We start from the raw sequence: 16,203 nt of genomic DNA, 5'->3' as shown, positions 1-16,203 counted from the left end.
TGATGAGAGGGGCATCGCGACATCCCCGCAACCCCGATCGCCAGAACGTCACCTAGGCGTAGATTGGCCTCAACGAGGAGGTTCGCGTGAGCAGCATCCGTGAGTCCACCATCCCGCCTGTCGAGCACGTCGACGAGCAGCAGTCGCGCGCCGTCGCCGAGGCCGCCCGCGAAACGGAGTGGCGAAAGCCGAGCTTCGCCAAGGGCCTGTACCTGGGGCAGTTCGACCTGTCGCTGATCCATCCGCACCCCCGACCGGCACCCGAGCGCCGCGAGGGCGGCGAGAGGTTCCTCGCCGATCTCGAGTCGTTCCTGCGCACCGTCGACAGCGCGCGAATCGAGCGCGAGGCGCGCATCCCCGACGAGGTCTTCGCCGGACTCGCCGCGATCGGTGCCTTCGGGATGAAGATCCCGGTGGAGCACGGCGGCCTCGGGCTGGGACAGCATTACTACAACCGCGCGCTCGTGATGATCGGGTCGGTGAACGCCAGCATCGGTGCGCTGCTCTCTGCGCACCAGTCCGTCGGCCTGCCCGAACCGCTCGTGCTCGCCGGCACCGACGAGCAGAAGCGGCAGTACCTGCCGCGCTGTGCGAAGGGCGCCATCAGCGCCTTCCTGCTGACCGAGCCCGAGGTCGGCTCCGACCCGGCCCGGCTGCGAGCCACCGCGGTGCCGACCGAGGATGGCACCGCGTACGTTCTCGACGGCACCAAGCTGTGGACCACGAACGGGGTCGTCGCCGAACTGCTCGTCGTGATGGCGCGCGTGCCCAAGTCCGACGGACACCGCGGCGGGATCAGCGCCTTCATCGTCGAAGCCGACGCCTCGGGCATCACCGTGCATCGCCGCAACGCCTTCATGGGCTTGCGCGGGATCGAGAACGGACTGACCTCGCTGCGGAACGTGCGCGTGCCGAGCGAGAACCTGATCGGCCGCGAGGGCGAGGGTCTCAAGATCGCACTCACGACCCTCAACGCCGGCCGGCTGGCGATCCCGGCCCTCTGCGCCGGCGTCGGCAAGTGGAGCCTGAAGATCGGTCGCGAGTGGTCGAAGGCACGCGTTCAGTGGGGCCGACCTGTCGGCGAGCACGCCGCGGTCGCGCACAAGGTCGCGTTCATCGCCGCGACGACGTTCGCGCTCGAGGCGGTCGTCGACCTGTCGGGCATCCTCGCCGACGAGGACCGCAAGGACATCCGCATCGAGGCGGCGCTCGCCAAGATGTGGGCCTCCGAGATGGGATGGCGCATCGCCGACGAGCTCGTGCAGATCCGCGGCGGACGCGGGTTCGAGACGGCGGCGTCGCTCGCTGCCCGCGGCGAACGCGCGGTCGGCGCCGAGCAGGTGCTGCGCGACATGCGGATCAACCGGATCTTCGAGGGCTCGACGGAGATCATGCGGCTGCTGATCGCGCGCGAGGCCGTCGACGCGCACCTCAAGGCCGCGGGCGACCTGATCGACCCGCACCTCGACCTGGCCCGCCGGATGAAGGCCGCCGCCTCGGCGAGCGGGTTCTATGCCCGCTGGCTGCCGCAGCTGGTCGCCGGCAAGGGCGACCTCCCCATGGCGTACGACGAGTTCGGCGCACTCGCGCCGCACTTGCGCTACGTCGAACGCACAAGTCGCAAGCTCGCACGCGCGACCTTCTACGGCATGGCCCGCTGGCAGGGCGGCCTCGAACGCAAGCAGGGGTTCCTCGCCCGCGTCGTCGACATCGGCGCCGAGTTGTTCGCCATTTCGGCTTCGTGCGTGCGTGCGGAGATGATCGCCGCCGACACGCCGGAGCAGGGCAAGGCCGCGTACCAGCTCGCCGACACGTTCGCCGAGCAGTCCCGTCTCCGCATCGAGCGACTGCTCGACGCGCTGTGGCACAACACGGATGCCGCCGACGAGCGCCTCGCCGCACGAGTACTCGACGGCAGCTACACCTGGCTCGAGGAGGGCATCATCGATCCGAGCGAGGGCACCGGCCCGTGGATCACTGAAGACGTGCCCGCCGACGCGGCCGAGAACGTCGCGCGCCGCGTCATCCGTGCGACCAAGGAGACGTAGGCCCGGTCATCCGTCGACGACCTCGACCCGTGGTTCGAGGCCGAGGTAGTCGGCGTATCGCGCGGCGGCGTCGCGGATCGACTCGACGTCGCGCGCGTGCAGCTCGCGGAAGGGCAGGAGCGCGAACGTGACCGCCGTCGGGCCGACCGCGCGTCGCATGCCGGCGACGATCTGGGCGTCGACGAGGGCCATGCCGGCCGCAGCCTCGCGCGCACGCGGCATGACTCCTTCAGCGTCGAGCATCCAGCGCGAGTCCTGATACCCCCGGTACATCTCGTCGAGCACCTGCAACAAGTGGCCCGCCGGTGCAGCGGCATCCGGAGCGGCGCCGGGAGCGTGCCAGAACGTGCGGCCGTCGTGCTCGAAGGATCCGAGCCGATCGGCGGCGATTGCGAGCCCGCGGCGGACGTCGGTCAGCGTGAGCGTGGCCCAGTAGGCGAGGTCGCGCTCGGTGGCTGGGCCGTGAGAGGTGAAGTACCGCAGGGCGAGCTCGGCGAGGGACTCGTCGCGTTCGAGCTGCCTCGGCGCGGGCACCCGATCGGCGAACAGTGCGTACGTGTGCTCCCCGTCGCGCGGCACGCCGCTGCACACGAGGGCGTGCAACTCGAGATGCGCCATGAGCAGCATCAGCTGCTGGCCCGTGAGCGGGGGCCCGTTCTCGGCCAGCTCGCCCGCGAGGTCGTTGCGCGTGCGGTCGGGGTTCTCAGCGAGAATCGACGTCACCGAATCGATGAGGCGCGTCAGCTCGTCGGCCAGCGGCTTCAACTGCTGGTCGATGACCGGCAGCACCCTCGGCGCGGTGAGCTCGATCAGCCATCGCGCGTCATCCGCATGGACGTAGTGCCAGGTCGGCCGCAAGACGTGCGTCCGCAGCACGCGGCCGCTCGCGATCATCCCGGCCAGGTCGTCTTGGCGAGGAGTCGTGGTGCGGGTGGCGACCGCCCACGCCGATTGCGAGGGGTTCTCCGCCTGCACGGCCAGGAGCGAGGACACCACGTGCTCGGCGCTCGCGACCGGGGCGGCGAGCAGTTGCGAATGCAGCCGCCAGCGTGCGATATCGCGGTCGCCGGTCACGCCCGCGGGCGTCGCCGCATCCGTCGTCGAACCGGGCGCCTCGTCACCCATGTCGAACTCCCTCGCGTCGGGTCCCATTCTCACCGAGCGAGTGCCGCCTCGGCGTCGAGCCATGCCAGTTTGTGCGGGTTCGCGACGGTGTAGAGCCGGGTGATCCGTCCGTTCTCGATGGTCACGCTCATCGCGCCGGCGAGGTTCCCGTCGACCTCGACTCGAGCGCCGGGCGCGCCGTTCACCCACGCCGGCGTGGCCACGAACCGCACGTCGAATTTCGCCAGGCCGCCCAGGATGTAGGCCACCAACTTCTCGGCGCCGACGATCGGCCGGCGCGCAGCCCCGCGAACCTGTCCGCCGCCGTCGGCGACCGCCACGACGTCGGGTGCGAGCACGTCCATGAGCCCCTGCAGGTCACCGGTGTTGAGCGCGGCGAGGAAGCGCTCGACCACCTGCCCCTGCTCGGTCGCGTCCACCCGCATCCGGGGGCGGCGCGCCGCCACGTGATCCTTCGCGCGATGGGCGATCTGCCGCACGGCGGCCGGTGTCTTGTCGACCGCCTCAGCGATCTCGTCGTACGGCACGTCGAAGACCTCGCGCAGCACGAAGACGGCGCGCTCGATGGGGCCGAGCGTCTCGAGCACGGTGAGCATCGCCATCGAGAGGCTCTCGGCGAGCTCGACGTCGTCGGCGACATCCGGACTCGTGAGCAGCGGCTCGGGCAGCCACTCCCCCACGTAGTCCTCACGGCGCCGCGAGACCGTGCGCAGATGATTGAGCGCCTGCCGGGTGACGATCCGCACGAGGTACGCGCGCGGCTCCTGCACGTGCGCCTGGTCGACGTCGGCCCACCGCAGCCAGGACTCCTGCAGAACGTCTTCGGCGTCGGCGGCGGAGCCGAGCATCTCGTAGGCGACCGTGAAGAGCAGGCCTCGGTGGGTAACGAACGGGTCGTCGCTCATACCGACGAGACTACGTCGTCTTCCAGGCAGCTCAGGGGACTTCGATCGTGAGCACGGCCGGGCGGTCGCCGGAGGTCGTCGGCGGCGCGGCGGTGACAGCCCGCGAGACGCAGCAGCACATCGATGAGTCGGAGGCCTTCTGCCGATCTGAATAGAACACGTCGCGGTGGTCGATCCGACCGGCCAGGCCGAGGACCTTCACCTGGCACAGCCCGCACTCGCCCTTGCGGCAATCCGACATCATGTCGACGCCCTCGCGCTCGAGCGCTTCGAGCATGGACTCACCCGAGCCGACGGCGGCCTCGACACCCAAGCGTGGAATGCGGACCACGAACGGTTCTGCGTCGAACCAGCCGCTGTTGCCGAAGGTCTCGTAGCGCAGGTTGGTGCGGTCGAGCCCGCGATCGGCCCACGTGCGGCGCACCGCGTCCATGAGCCGGATGGGGCCGCACATGTAGAGCTCGGTGTGCACGGGCACGCCGGCAACGAGGGCCTGCACGTCGAGGGAGCCGCCCTCGTCGTCGATGTGCGCCTCGAACCGATCCCCGTGCACAGCGGCCAGGTCGTCGAGATACGCCATCGCGGCGCGAGAACGCGCGACGTACACGAGTCGGTAGTCTGCGCCGAGCCGGCGGAGCAGCGCGGCCATGCCGGCGATCGCCGTGATGCCGATGCCACCGGCCAGCAGCACGTAGGAGGGTGCCCCGACGCGGAGGGGGAAGTTCTGCAGCGGCTTCGTGATCCTCAGCACCTGGCCTTGCTCGAGCGAGTGCATGAACTCCGATCCGCCGCGGGACTCGGGGGTGCGGAAGACGGTGATGACGAGCTGGCCGCCGTTGTCCGGCGCCTCGACGACCGAGTAGGAGCGCACCTGCGGCTCCCCGTTCACGGTGGCGAGCACATCGATGTGCTCGCCCGGGAGCGCGGGCCGGGGCAGCTCGGGGCGCAACACGATCCGCCGGATGCGATCGGCGACTTCGTCGACGGCGATGACGTCGGCCTTCTGCCACACGTCGTCTCTGGAGGTGATCACGAGCGCGCCTCAGGCCTTCGAGGAGGCCGCCGGGGCGGGGGCGCGAGCGGCGATGGAGCGGCCCTCCGCCTCGAGCGCCCGTTCGAGGAGCCGGCGCACCCACATCCCGCCCATGTCGATGTTCAGGTTGTAGAACTCATGGTCGGGGTTGGCGTCGATGGCCGCCTGCTGGGCCTGCAGCATGGCCTCGTCCTCGCCGAACACGCCGTGCACTCCGTTGCGCAGCTGCGTGGTGATGAGCTGGCTCTCCAGGCGGTAGTTGCGCATGAACGCCCAGAAGTAGTGGCACGAGCGATCCGTCTCCGGGGAGATGGTGTTCATGACGTAGCCGTTGACCCCGCGCGATCGGTCGCCCTCCGGCGCGCCGGTTCCCGCCTCCGCGACGCCCACGTCGATGCAGATGGTCGACGGGAACGTGTAATGGATGATCTGCCAGCGATCGACCTTGCCCTCGAACCCGGGGAACCTGTCGCGCATGTTCTTGAGCCAGAACGGCGGGGCGTCGATGTTGCGCATCCAGCGGGTCACCGTGACGGTGTTCTCGTCGTGGGTGACCTCGAACTCGGACTCGCTGAGCTCCTCCTGCCCGATGCTCGACGAATGCACGAACTCCTCGTGGGTGAGATCCATCAGGTTGTCGAGCACGAGCTGGTAGTTGCAGGGTGCGTGAATCGTCTCCCCGTCACCCGCCCACTCGTCGCTCTCCAGCTGGTGCATGTCGGGCAGGAGCGCCGGGTCGGCCAGGGTCGGGTCGCCCAGCCACACCCACACGTAGCGGTAGCGCTCCGACACCGGGTAGGAGGCCACGGTGGCCGACGGGTTCAGCGTCTCCTGGGCCGGCATCGCGGTGCATCGCCCCGCGGAGTTGTAGCGCAGGCCGTGGTAGGGGCACTGGATCTCGTCGCGGCCCATGAGCTTGCCCTGCGACAGCGGGGCGAGCCGGTGCCAACACGCGTCGGCGAGGGCGACGGGGTGGCCGTCCTGCGTGCGGTAGAGCGCGAGCGGTCGCCCCGCGATCGTGCGCGAGATGATGCCCTTGCTGGTGATCTCGTGGTCCCACCCTGCGGGATACCACGCATTGAGCGGGTAGGACAGCAGCTTGGCGGTCGTGCTGTTCGTCGTGCTCGTCGTGGTGCTCGTCGTCATTGACGTGGTCATGGGGGCATCCTCTGCTGAGTTCTTCCAAGAGCCGCGAATAACTATCTCGATAGGTATTCGGTGATGTGGGCATACACTACCTATGTCGATAGTGATTCTGCAAGGGTTGCCGCGGCTCGGCTCGTGAGAACCGCGCGCCCGACTCGAGAAGGGACCCGCGAGTGAGCCTCCGTTCGGCCTTGCTGGCGCTCCTCTCCTCCGGCCCGATGACGGGCTACGACGTGGTCAAGCAGTTCAGCACCTCGGTGGGTCATGTCTGGCACGCGCCCGACTCGCAGATCTACCCCGAGCTTCGGCGGATGCATTCCGAGGGGCTGCTCTCGAGCAGGCCCGTGCCGTGGGGCAGCCGCGGGGCCACCAAGACCGAATACTCGATCACGCGCGACGGCGAGCAGGCACTCCGGCACTGGCAGGACGAACCCGAGGGCTACGTCAGGGAGCGGGATGCCGCGCACTTGCGGGCCGCCTACTTCGAGTGGGCCGCACCGGGCGCCGCAGCAACCCAGCTTCGCGCCCATATCGAGCACTTCCGCGACCAGCGCGCACAGGCCCTCGAACAGATCGCGGCGATCGAGAACCGCACGAGCCCCACCCTCGCGCGCCGCCTCGCCGCCAATCCCGAAGACCAGTGGGAGCGCATCAGTCGATTCAAGGTGTTCGCCTACGAGGGCCAAGTGGGTCGCGCCGATCAGGAGATCGCGTGGGCCGAGCGTGGCTTGCGCCTGCTGGAGGAGCTCGGCGAACTCGACGGGCCCGGCGAGCGCGAGTAGACACTAAAATTGCGGGCACCCCAAGCAGAGGAGAACCCCGTGGGCAAGGTGGTCATGTACGCCTCGGTGTCGGTCGACGGCTTCATCGCCGACGAGCACGACCAGCCCGGACCGCTGTTCGACTGGTTGACCAGCGGTGACGTCCCGTTGGACGAGAGCGGCGTGTTGAAGGTGTCGCAGACGTCCTACGACTACACCCGGCCGTACTGGGACCAGATCGGGGCGACAATCGCCGGCCGCCACGTCTTCGACATGACGGACGGCTGGGACGGGGAGCCTCCGGGCGGGGTCGACCACGTGGTCGTCGTGACGCACCGGCCGAAGCCCGAGGGCTGGGACCCCGAGGCGCCGTTCCACTTCGTCGACGGCGTCGAGGCAGCCGTGGCCAAGGCGCAGGAGCTTGCGGGTGACCGCCTGGTCGAGGTCGCCGCCGGCGACGTCGGTGGCCAGGCGCTTGCCGCGGGCCTGGTCGACGAGGTGCGCATGGACGTCGTACCCGTCGTGTTCGGGTCGGGCAAGCGCTACTTCGGGTCGGTCGACTCGCCGCACCTGTTGGAGGATCCCGACGTGGTGATTCAGGGCAACCGGGTGCTTCACCTGCGTTATCCGGTGCGCCGTCAACCGATCTGAGCGGCTACGCGAAGAAGTCCACCGCGAACGGTGACAGAAGATCGGCTCTCAGCCTTCGGACGGAGGGCGGTCTCTCAGAGCGCCCCGGTCGCCGCGGTCTCGCGCACGCGCGACGTGCCACCGAACACCAGCAGCCGGTCGGCGAGCTTGTCGACGAAGAAGCGATCGTGGCTCACCACGACGACGGCACCCGGGAAGTGCGTGAGGGCGCGCTCCATCACTTGCGTTGAAGTGATGTCGAGGTGGTTCGTCGGCTCGTCGAGCACGATCACGCCCGCGCCTGAGAGCAGGCATTGCGCGATCGCGACGCGCGCCCGCTGACCGCCCGAGAGGGTGCCGATCTTCTGCTGCAGGTCGGCGTCGGAGAACTGCAGCATCGCGAGGAACCGGTTCACGCTCTTCTTCGTCGCGGTGAACGCGAGCGAGTCAGGGTAGGCGTTCACCGCGTGTCCGACAGTGTCCTCGAGATCGAGCTCGGCGTAGACCCGGTTGTACGACACGAAGCGCACGCCCTTCGCCCAGCGCACGGTCCCGGCATCCGCTTCAGTCTCGCCCGTGAGCACGTCGAGCAGTGTCGACTTGCCCGAGCCGTTCGACCCGAGCACCGCGACGCGGTCGCCGCGGTGCAGGCTGAACGTGAGTCCCTCGAAGAGCGGCGTGCCGTTGAACCCCTTGGTGAGGCCTTCGACCGTGAGCAGGTCGTTACTGACCCGCAGCCCGTCGTAGATGGCGGTAATGATCTGGTCGATCGGGCGCGGCGCCTGGCGCTTCTTGATATCGGCGAGCTTCCGGGCCACCGCGTTCGCGGGATTGCGGGCCGCCTCGCGACGCGCGGTCGACGCGGCCTGCTCGTAGGCGAGCAGCTCCTCTTCATGCGCGAACTGGCGCTCGAGCATCTTCAGCCGCGACTGCTTCGCGTGCACGTACGCCGAGTAGTTGCCCTCGTACTCCTGCAGGCGGTAGTTCTCGATCTCGACGATGCGGTTGACGACCCCGTCGAGGAACTGGCGGTCGTGCGAGACCACGAGCACCGCGCCGGCGAAGCCGCCGAGCCACCCCTCGATCCAGCGCACGCCGTCGAGGTCGAGGAAGTTCGTCGGCTCGTCGAGCAACAGCACATCGGGTGCTTGCACGAGGATCAGCGCGAGCGCGGCCCGGTTGCGCCATCCGCCCGACAAACGGTCGACGGGAAGGTGCCGCCGCTCCTCGTCGAAGCCGAGGCTCGTGAGCACGGTGTCGATGGTGTTCTCGTAGGTCCAGCCGCCGATCGCGTCCATGCGTTCGAAGAGCTCGCCCTGCTCGGTGAGCAGGCGCGTCATCGCGGCATCCGTCATCGGCTCGGCGAGCCGCAGGCCGATCGCGTCGATGCGCGCCTGCGTCTCGTGCACCGCGCCGAAGTGGGCGCTCAGGGTCTCGTAGGTGCTCTGCTCGCCGTCGAGCTCGGAGAACTGCGAGAAGTACCCGATCGTGGTGCCGAGGCTCGCGTCGACGGTGCCGCCCGACGGCTGCTGTCGCCCGAGCACGAGCTCGAGGAACGTCGTCTTGCCGGTGCCGTTCTTGCCGATGAGGCCGATGCGGTCGCCCCGCCGCAGCTTGAGGAACGCCTCCCGCAGAACGGGTCGCCCGTCGAATTCCATGCTCACGTCGTTCAGGCGGATCAGGCTCACGGGTGCGGTGTCCTTGCATTCGGGAGATACGGCGGTGGGATGTCGTCAGCCGGCGCATGCGCAGACGGCACCCAGGCGGGGGCGCGGGCGGTCGGGCCGGGCCTCACTCTACCCGGCGGGTCGCCTCCGACCCTGTGAGCAGCGCATCCCCTCAGTGCGCAGGCGGCGCCGCCCCGGCTCCTGCCTGCACGCCTCCCTCGACAGCGACGATGCGGTGATCCTCCGCGTGGGTGAGCTCCGTGCGCAGAAAGAGCTCATCCGTTGGCAGTCGCAGGTCGAAACGGGTGAAGGCCGCCACCCGCAGGTCGCCGGCGTCGACGGCGAGGTCGAGCACGTGTCCGCCGAAGCTTCGATCATCGCTGAGGAAATGGAGGTGGAGCCCGCCGACGGCGATTCCCTGATAAATGGCAGGCGTCCAGAACGCCACCAACGTGCCGCGTACCGCCCTCTCGACCGTCTCGACCTGGTGGCTCGTCACTTCGGCGAGCGCCGGGAGCGGATGATGCTGTCGGGGCGTGATTCGCAAGCGGACCTCCGACAGGACGCCGTCGAACCGCACAGCATGGAAGAGGTTCCTGCTGATGAGCGCCCGCTCGACGGATGCCGTGAATCCCGAGAGATCCTGCTCCTGAATGCCCACCGAGGCGACATCGGGAAATCGGCACACGATGGCGAACGGCAAGATCTCCTCGTCGTCCATCTCGATGGGAGGACCGTCGAGCGTGCACTCGATCACCTCGCCGTCGAGGATGACGACCTCGCCGCCGAGATGGTCGACGCAGCCGAGGCCGAAGTCACCGATCGAGCGCGCTTCGGCGACCGGCAGGCCGGACTCGTACGCGCCGGCGAGCAGGGCATCGAGCACGGCGAACTGCGTCAGCGCAGCACGCGGGTCGGGAGGTCGACTCGTCACGGAGCGACGTCAGCTGGGGAGTTCGACGGTGTAGGAGACGATCTCGCTGACGCGCCCGTCGACGAAGTCGTAGATGTCGCAGGATGCCACGACCGAGACGTCTCCCCCGCCGTCGGTGTACCTCGCGAGGCTGTCGACCACGACGCTCTCGTTGGCCACCACGACACTCTCGTTGCCGACGACGACACTCTCATTGCCGACCACGGTGCGGAAGCGTTGGAACTCCGTCGTGACACCGGCGAGATCCGCGGCGGTGCGCGCGCAGGCCTGCTTCACCGCCTCAGGCCCGATCATGGGTGCCGCGCCGACGAGCGTCCAGACGACGTCGTCGGCGAGGTGCGGCAGCGCAACCTCGAATCGATGGCTCGAGAATGCGCGGGCGATCTTCTCGTTCGTGAGATCCATGAGCCTGCCCTCCCGCGCGGTGTCCCGCGCCTCAGCGGATCCGGATGCGTTCAGCCTCGTGCGGCCACCGGCATCCGTCAAGGGCCGTTACGGCCGACCAGCCGAGAGCCGTCAGGCGGCGCTGCTACTCCTCCAGCCCGGCGCGATCGACGCGCCGGTGATACCTGTCCCCCATGACACCGCCGAGGACGGCGCCGCCGAGGCTCGCGACGGCGACGGCGGCCGCGGTGACGATGCCCGCGATCGTCAGCACGCCATCGGAGACCGGGATGCGGGGGAACGCGTTCGCCTGGCCGAGGATGTCGTACTGGCTACCCAGTGCGACGCTCACGAGCGCCACCACGATCGCGATCACGAGCGCCCACACCCAGACGGCGAGGCCCTGCCTGGCGCCGTGGAAGCGGGCCATGCGCCCCGCGACGTAGCCCCCGCAGTAGTAGGCGACGAGCAGGATCACGAGCAGCGCACCCGCGCCGACCCAGCCGACCGTCTCGACGTCGAGCGGGGCGTCGCCGGCGGCCCCCGGGTCCTGCACCACCACGCCGAGGCCGAGTGCAGCGCCGGTGGCAGCGATCATCCCGGTGAGGATGGTCGCGGTGCCGGTGGCGGTGAGCCAGCCGAAGAATGCCGAGCCGACCTTCACGCCGCCGAACTGCTCCCGTTGGCGTTCGATGACCTCCTCAGTGGTGAGCGGGTGGGAATCGACGACGTCGTCCCACGTCTCGGGTTGCAACTCGACGGTCGACGGCGAGCCCGTCGTGGGCGCAGGGTCGAGGTTTCGGAACGGCTCGGCCGGGTCTCGGTTCGGGTCGGCGGGGTGCAGCGGGTAGGTCACGGTGTCTCCTCGTCACTCGCTCGGCGCGGGGGGTAGCGCCTTGCGAATCTACGCGAACCGGGCGCGTCGGCGATACCCCCCGACGCTGCGCGGGATGGCTGCGCAGCGCGGCCCCGTGACACGGCGGGTCTGCCGTAACCGGTACTGACAGATCCTCCCTCGTCTCCCCGAACTCGCGTAGCTTCGAACAGATGACTGATACAGCGACCCTGAACTCACTCACCCTGAACAACGGAATCACGATGCCCGCACTGGGCTTCGGCGTGTTCCAGACGCCACCCGACGAGACCGTGGAGGCCGTGGCATCCGCTCTCCGCACTGGCTACCGCCACATCGACACCGCCGCCGCGTACCTGAACGAACGCGAGGTCGGCGAGGGCATTCGGCGCTCCGGCCTCGACCGGTCGGAGGTATTCATCGAGACGAAGGTGTGGATCAGCGACTACGGCTACGACGAGACGCTGCACTCGTTCGAGAAGAGCACGCGCAAGCTCGGAGTCGATGTGCTCGACCTGTTCATCCTGCACCAGCCCATGCCGAAGCGATTCGATGCGACCGTGCAGGCGTACCGGGCGCTCGAAACCCTGCTCGCCGACGGGCGAGTGCGTGCGATCGGCGTGAGCAACTTCATGCCCGACCACCTCGCGTCGCTGCTCGCGCAGACCTCGGTGGTGCCCGCCGTGAACCAGGTGGAGGTGCATCCGTACTTCTCGCAGCCCGAGGTCAGGGCCACGAACGAGTCGAACGGCATCCTGACGCAAGCGTGGTCGCCGATCGGCGGCATCACGTTCTACCGCGGCGAGGGCGAGAGCACACTCGACGATGACGTGATCGGCGGGATCGCCGTGAACCACGGCAAGACGCCTGCGCAGGTGATGCTGCGCTGGCATCTGCAGCAGGGTCGCTCGGCCATCCCGAAGTCGGTGCGCGCCGAGCGCATCGCCGAGAACTTCGACGTGTTCGACTTCGAACTCGCTTCGGCAGAGCTCGAGGCGATCGACCGGCTCGACACCGGTATGCGTGGCGGACCGAACCCAGCCGACATCACGACGGAGACCTTCGCGCTCACGATTCCCGAAGCGTAGCTTCGCGAAGGTGTCGATCGGCGCGCCCGTCACTCGTTCATCCGATGACGGGCCGCATTCGGCGTCCGAGATCGGAGCACATCATGGCCACCTTCACCGTGTTCGAGAGCGTCACGCTCGACGGCGTCATGCAGGCGCCCGGACGGCCTGACGAGGACACTCGCGGCGGCTTCACCCACGGGGGTTGGGCGCTGCCGTATCAAGACGAGGTCGCGATGCGGTTCGCCGGCGAGGGCATGTCCAAGGGCGGCGCGATGTTGTTCGGGCACCGCACCTACGACGACCTGCTCGGCTTCTGGACGAGCACGCCCGACCCCAACCCGTTCACCGACGTGCTGGTCGGGTCGCCGAAGTATGTCGCCTCGCGCGACGGCGGCACCGAACTCGGCTACCCCAACTCGACCGTGCTGGCCGGTGACGCCGCCGAGACCGTCGCGGCGCTCAAGCGGGAGCTCGATGGCGCCGTGACCGTGCTCGGCAGCGGCGAACTGGCACGCACGCTCTTCGCCGCGGGTCTCGTCGACGAGCTCGTGCTGCTGGTGCATCCGCTCGTCCTCGGAACGGGCACGACCCTGTTCGGCGACGCTCACGTCGACCTCGAGCTGCGCCGCAGCATGACCACCACGACGGGCGTCATCATCGCGCAGTACGCTGTTCGCTGAACCGGCACGGGAGTCACCATGCGCTACACGCTGCTGCTGCATTACGCCGAGGAATTGCCCGAGACGATCGGCGACGACGTCATCGCCGAGGGCATGCAACGCATGGCGAGCTACGCCGCCACCCTGCACGCGGCGGGCGTGCTCATCGCCGCCGAGGTGCTGCAGCCATCGGATGTCGCGACCACGGTCCGCCGGGTCGACGGATCCGTGCAGGTGCAGGACGGACCCTTCGCCGACACGAAGGAGCAGCTCGGCGGCACGATCGTCATCGACGTGCCCGACCTCGACGCGGCGCTCGAGTGGGCATCGCAGGCACCCGCGCTCGAGTGGGGCGGCACGGTCGAGATCCGCCCGGGTGCGACCCACACCGTGGACGGCGTGTGGACGCCGAACGATTGAGCGCCGGCGGCACTGGCGCGGGTGAGGCATCCGTCGGCGGGGCATCAGGCGCGGCATCCGTCACCGAAGCGCGCACCGCGGCGGAGCACGCGGCCCGCACCTCCTACGGACGACTCGTCGCCGTGCTCGCCGCCGGCACCGGCGACCTCGCACTGGCCGAGGACGCACTCGCCGAGGCCTTCACCGCGGCACTCGAGCGGTGGCCTCGCACCGGCGTCCCCACGAATCCGGAGGGCTGGCTGATCACCGTGGCACGCAACCGGCAACGCGACGTGTGGAAGTCGTCGGCGGTCCGCACGAATGTCCCGCTCGAAGGGACGGATGCCGCGATCGACCCGCTCGACGGGCTCGACCTGCTGCGCATCCCCGACCGACGGCTCGAACTGCTCTTCACGTGCGCGCATCCGGCCATCGACCCGGCCGCGCGCACTCCGCTCATGCTGCAAGCCGTGCTCGGCTTCGACGCCGCGCAGATCGCCGCGGCATACGCCGTGCCCGCTCCGACGATGGCGCAACGGCTCGTGCGGGCGAAGCGGCGCATCGCCCGCGCCCGCATCCCGTTCGTCATCCCCGATCGGCGCGCGATGCCCGAGCGCCTTCCCGCCGTGCTCGAGGCGGTGTACGGATGCGCCGCCATCACGTGGCGCGACGATGCGAGCTCCCTCGCCGGCGAGGCGAAGCACCTCGCGGTCACGCTCGCCTCGCTGCTCGAACGCGAGCCCGAGGCGTGGGCGCTCGCCGCGCTCGTGACCCTGTCGCTCGCGCGGCGACGCCCCGGCACCTACGTGCCACTCGAGGAGCAGGACACCGCCGCGTGGGACGCACAACTGATCGACGAGGGCGAGACGTACCTGCGCCGGGCCGCGACATCCGGCCGGCGCACACCGGGCCGCTTCGAGCTTGAAGCCGCGATCCACGCCGTGCATCTCGACCGCCGGCGCACCGGCATCACCGACTGGGGCGCAGTGAGGCAGCTGTACACGGCGCTCGTCGCCGTCGCGCCGAGCCTCGGATCGCAGGTCGCCCTCGCGGCGGTCATCGGGCGCACGGATGACGCGGACGCCGGCCTCGCCGCGCTGCCGCCCGGCGGCGACCGCTTCCAGCCCTGGTGGGCCACCCGCGCAGACCTGCTCGCCCGCGCCGGGCGTGGGGCCGAGGCATCCGTCGCCTACGAACGCGCGATCGAGCTGACGGATGACGCTGCGCTGCGAGAGTACCTCGAAGGTCGGCGCGGCCGGGTGCAGTAGGACCACCCGCCGTCGGTCGAACGGTCGCGGATGGAGGTCGGGTCTCTGGATACGCTCAAGTCTGCGGTCGTTCGACAGGTACGAGGCCGGTGACTCCTGAAAACAAGGACGCCGGATTCGAACTCGGACGGCGTCCTTGTTTTCAGGAGTCTCGAGCGTGGGATCGATCAGTACGTCTGGGCGATGATCGCCTGGGCGACGGCCGGCGCGCCCGTGCCCTTGATCTTGTACAGCGAGTCTCCGATCGCCAGGTACACCGTCGACGCGCGACTGTTCTCGGAGTCGGTGACCGCCCGCGCGCCGGCCGGGGCGTCGGCGAGTTCGAGCGGTGTGAATGCCGCATCCGCGTCGGGTGTGAGCAGCCGGTCGAACAGCGGCGCGAAGCCGCGCGCCGTCGAGATCCGGACCCACGCGATCCCATCGACCTGGAGTCCGCAGGCGAATGTGCGGGCCGCACCGTTCACCGCTTCCTCGAAGGATCTCGGGCCGGCTGCGTCGGGCTCCACCGTCACGTACTCCACGGTCGACTCCTCCGGCAGTTGCAGGGCGGCGACGATTCCCTGCTCGTCGAGTCCGCCGTTGCAGATCGCGTCGTTCTGCCGCAGCTCCATGGCGGGCCAGACGAGTTGCGCGGCATCCGCTTGCTCGATCGCGGCGAACGCGGACGCGGCGACCTCCACCAGGCGATCCATCATGCCGCCGCCCGCCAACGCGCCGAACCGGCTGCCGCTGCCGGTGAGTCCCGCGGCGCGGATGGTCGCGTGCACCCAGCTGTCGCCGACGGGCGCCGAGATCGCCCAACCGGCGTCGCCGCCCGAAACGGACGCCTCGATACCGGCGACCTGGCGAGTATCGGTCGACGGACGACCTTCGCTCTCGAACGGCTGCCACTGGGCAGCGGCGCCGGGCAGCACGTCCACGCGCAGGTAGGCCCAGTCACTGGGGGCGTTGTATTCGGGCATGCCACTCCCGACGCGCCAGGAGCAGGCGAGGCCGCCGGCTCCCTCGAGCACGATGCTCTCGAACTCATCACCGGTCTTCACCGCGGCGACCGGCTCGACCGGCACCCCATCGGCTCCCTCGAGAGTGTCGGCAACCAGGCCGGCGGGCACGAGGTCATCACAGGTGAGCGGGGCGGCTGCCACGGGGGTCGACGTCGGTGTCTGCGTCGGCGTCGGGGCCGCGACGGCGGAGCATCCGGCAAGGGCGAGCAGGATCAGCGAGGCCGTCGCGACGGCGGCGTTCGTACGCACGGGACGAACATAGCGGTCGCGCCAGACGCTGCGGCGACGAGAAGCGCGACGCGCCGTGGAGAGCACGT

Annotated in this window: 16 protein-coding genes; 7 read left to right on the top strand and 9 right to left on the bottom strand. The window is 69.4% G+C overall.

The features are described from left to right. Nucleotides 1–86: 86 nt before the first annotated feature. A complete protein-coding gene (locus ESP51_RS01360; RefSeq protein WP_241842915.1) occupies nucleotides 87–2,048 on the top strand; it encodes an acyl-CoA dehydrogenase family protein in 1,962 nt (653 codons plus the stop codon). Between the two features lie 6 nt (nucleotides 2,049–2,054). Here ESP51_RS01360 and ESP51_RS01355 read toward each other — a convergent pair whose 3' ends face one another. The 4 genes from ESP51_RS01355 to ESP51_RS01340 are packed head-to-tail and all read right to left on the bottom strand — an operon-like array spanning nucleotide 2,055 to nucleotide 6,269. Next, nucleotides 2,055–3,173 carry a winged helix DNA-binding domain-containing protein gene (locus ESP51_RS01355; RefSeq protein ID WP_164990343.1) on the bottom strand — a complete coding sequence of 373 codons (1,119 nt, stop codon included), beginning with the start codon at nucleotides 3,171–3,173 and terminating at the stop codon, nucleotides 2,055–2,057. A gap of 29 nt (nucleotides 3,174–3,202) precedes the next feature. Continuing rightward, nucleotides 3,203–4,078 carry an RNA polymerase sigma-70 factor gene (locus ESP51_RS01350; protein WP_129519089.1) on the bottom strand — a complete coding sequence of 292 codons (876 nt, stop codon included), beginning with the start codon at nucleotides 4,076–4,078 and terminating at the stop codon, nucleotides 3,203–3,205. Between the two features lie 31 nt (nucleotides 4,079–4,109). Further along, a complete protein-coding gene (locus tag ESP51_RS01345; RefSeq protein WP_129519088.1) occupies nucleotides 4,110–5,111 on the bottom strand; it encodes a PDR/VanB family oxidoreductase in 1,002 nt (333 codons plus the stop codon). 9 nt (nucleotides 5,112–5,120) lie between these two features. Continuing rightward, on the bottom strand, nucleotides 5,121–6,269 hold the full coding sequence (locus ESP51_RS01340) for an aromatic ring-hydroxylating dioxygenase subunit alpha (RefSeq protein ID WP_241842914.1): 1,149 nt from the start codon (nucleotides 6,267–6,269) through the stop codon (nucleotides 5,121–5,123). A 161-nt stretch (nucleotides 6,270–6,430) separates the two neighbouring features. Between ESP51_RS01340 and ESP51_RS01335 the strand changes: the two genes are divergently transcribed. Both ESP51_RS01335 and ESP51_RS01330 read left to right on the top strand, forming a co-directional pair. Further along, a complete protein-coding gene (locus ESP51_RS01335; protein ID WP_129519087.1) occupies nucleotides 6,431–7,039 on the top strand; it encodes a PadR family transcriptional regulator in 609 nt (202 codons plus the stop codon). 39 nt (nucleotides 7,040–7,078) lie between these two features. After that, a complete protein-coding gene (locus tag ESP51_RS01330; protein WP_129519086.1) occupies nucleotides 7,079–7,669 on the top strand; it encodes a dihydrofolate reductase family protein in 591 nt (196 codons plus the stop codon). A 74-nt stretch (nucleotides 7,670–7,743) separates the two neighbouring features. On the opposite strand, the gene ESP51_RS01325 is transcribed toward ESP51_RS01330, so the two are convergent. The 4 genes from ESP51_RS01325 to ESP51_RS01310 all read right to left on the bottom strand — a co-directional run bounded on the left by ESP51_RS01325 (nucleotide 7,744) and on the right by ESP51_RS01310 (nucleotide 11,489). Further along, a complete protein-coding gene (locus ESP51_RS01325; RefSeq protein ID WP_129519085.1) occupies nucleotides 7,744–9,336 on the bottom strand; it encodes an ABC-F family ATP-binding cassette domain-containing protein in 1,593 nt (530 codons plus the stop codon). A gap of 151 nt (nucleotides 9,337–9,487) precedes the next feature. Continuing rightward, the gene (gene budA, locus ESP51_RS01320) at nucleotides 9,488–10,249 is read right to left on the bottom strand and encodes an acetolactate decarboxylase (RefSeq protein WP_129519084.1); all 762 of its coding nucleotides are present in this window, start codon (nucleotides 10,247–10,249) and stop codon (nucleotides 9,488–9,490) included. Between the two features lie 9 nt (nucleotides 10,250–10,258). After that, on the bottom strand, nucleotides 10,259–10,654 hold the full coding sequence (locus ESP51_RS01315; protein WP_129519083.1) for a nuclear transport factor 2 family protein: 396 nt from the start codon (nucleotides 10,652–10,654) through the stop codon (nucleotides 10,259–10,261). 124 nt (nucleotides 10,655–10,778) lie between these two features. Beyond that, complete coding sequence (locus ESP51_RS01310) at nucleotides 10,779–11,489, bottom strand: hypothetical protein (protein WP_241842913.1); 711 nt, start codon at nucleotides 11,487–11,489, stop codon at nucleotides 10,779–10,781. 191 nt (nucleotides 11,490–11,680) lie between these two features. Here ESP51_RS01310 and ESP51_RS01305 point away from each other — a divergent pair, with 191 nt between their 5' ends. The 4 genes from ESP51_RS01305 (at nucleotide 11,681) to ESP51_RS01290 (ending at nucleotide 14,882) form a co-directional block, all read left to right on the top strand. Continuing rightward, nucleotides 11,681–12,574 carry an aldo/keto reductase gene (locus ESP51_RS01305; RefSeq protein ID WP_129519082.1) on the top strand — a complete coding sequence of 298 codons (894 nt, stop codon included), beginning with the start codon at nucleotides 11,681–11,683 and terminating at the stop codon, nucleotides 12,572–12,574. 83 nt (nucleotides 12,575–12,657) lie between these two features. Further along, a complete protein-coding gene (locus ESP51_RS01300; protein WP_129519081.1) occupies nucleotides 12,658–13,236 on the top strand; it encodes a dihydrofolate reductase family protein in 579 nt (192 codons plus the stop codon). Between the two features lie 18 nt (nucleotides 13,237–13,254). Continuing rightward, nucleotides 13,255–13,635, top strand: a complete 381-nt coding sequence (locus ESP51_RS01295; protein ID WP_129519080.1) for a YciI family protein — start codon at nucleotides 13,255–13,257, stop codon at nucleotides 13,633–13,635. Beyond that, a complete protein-coding gene (locus ESP51_RS01290; protein ID WP_241842912.1) occupies nucleotides 13,617–14,882 on the top strand; it encodes an RNA polymerase sigma factor in 1,266 nt (421 codons plus the stop codon). The genes ESP51_RS01295 and ESP51_RS01290 overlap by 19 nt, the downstream gene beginning before the upstream one ends. A gap of 167 nt (nucleotides 14,883–15,049) precedes the next feature. Here the strand turns inward: ESP51_RS01290 and ESP51_RS01285 are convergent, their stop codons facing one another. Further along, entirely contained in the window at nucleotides 15,050–16,135 is a 1,086-nt protein-coding gene (locus ESP51_RS01285) for a hypothetical protein (RefSeq protein ID WP_129519079.1), read from the bottom strand. Between the last annotated feature and the right edge of the window lie 68 nt (nucleotides 16,136–16,203).

The organism is Agromyces albus, assembly GCF_004134825.1.
Taxonomy (GTDB): domain Bacteria; phylum Actinomycetota; class Actinomycetes; order Actinomycetales; family Microbacteriaceae; genus Agromyces; species Agromyces albus.
Note: the sequence above shows the minus strand (reverse complement) of the source record. Positions and strands in the feature narration are given on the sequence as shown.

What these genes read in the sequence shown, in the direction of transcription:
- ESP51_RS01300 (WP_129519081.1), top strand. Translation starts at nt 12,658, where the DNA reads ATGGCCACCTTCACCGTGTTCGAGAGCGTCACGCTCGACGGCGTCATG.
- ESP51_RS01355 (WP_164990343.1), bottom strand. Translation starts at nt 3,173, where the DNA reads ATGGGTGACGAGGCGCCCGGTTCGACGACGGATGCGGCGACGCCCGCG.
- ESP51_RS01340 (WP_241842914.1), bottom strand. Translation starts at nt 6,269, where the DNA reads ATGACCACGTCAATGACGACGAGCACCACGACGAGCACGACGAACAGC.
- ESP51_RS01295 (WP_129519080.1), top strand. Translation starts at nt 13,255, where the DNA reads ATGCGCTACACGCTGCTGCTGCATTACGCCGAGGAATTGCCCGAGACG.
- ESP51_RS01315 (WP_129519083.1), bottom strand. Translation starts at nt 10,654, where the DNA reads ATGGATCTCACGAACGAGAAGATCGCCCGCGCATTCTCGAGCCATCGA.
- ESP51_RS01350 (WP_129519089.1), bottom strand. Translation starts at nt 4,078, where the DNA reads ATGAGCGACGACCCGTTCGTTACCCACCGAGGCCTGCTCTTCACGGTC.
- ESP51_RS01305 (WP_129519082.1), top strand. Translation starts at nt 11,681, where the DNA reads ATGACTGATACAGCGACCCTGAACTCACTCACCCTGAACAACGGAATC.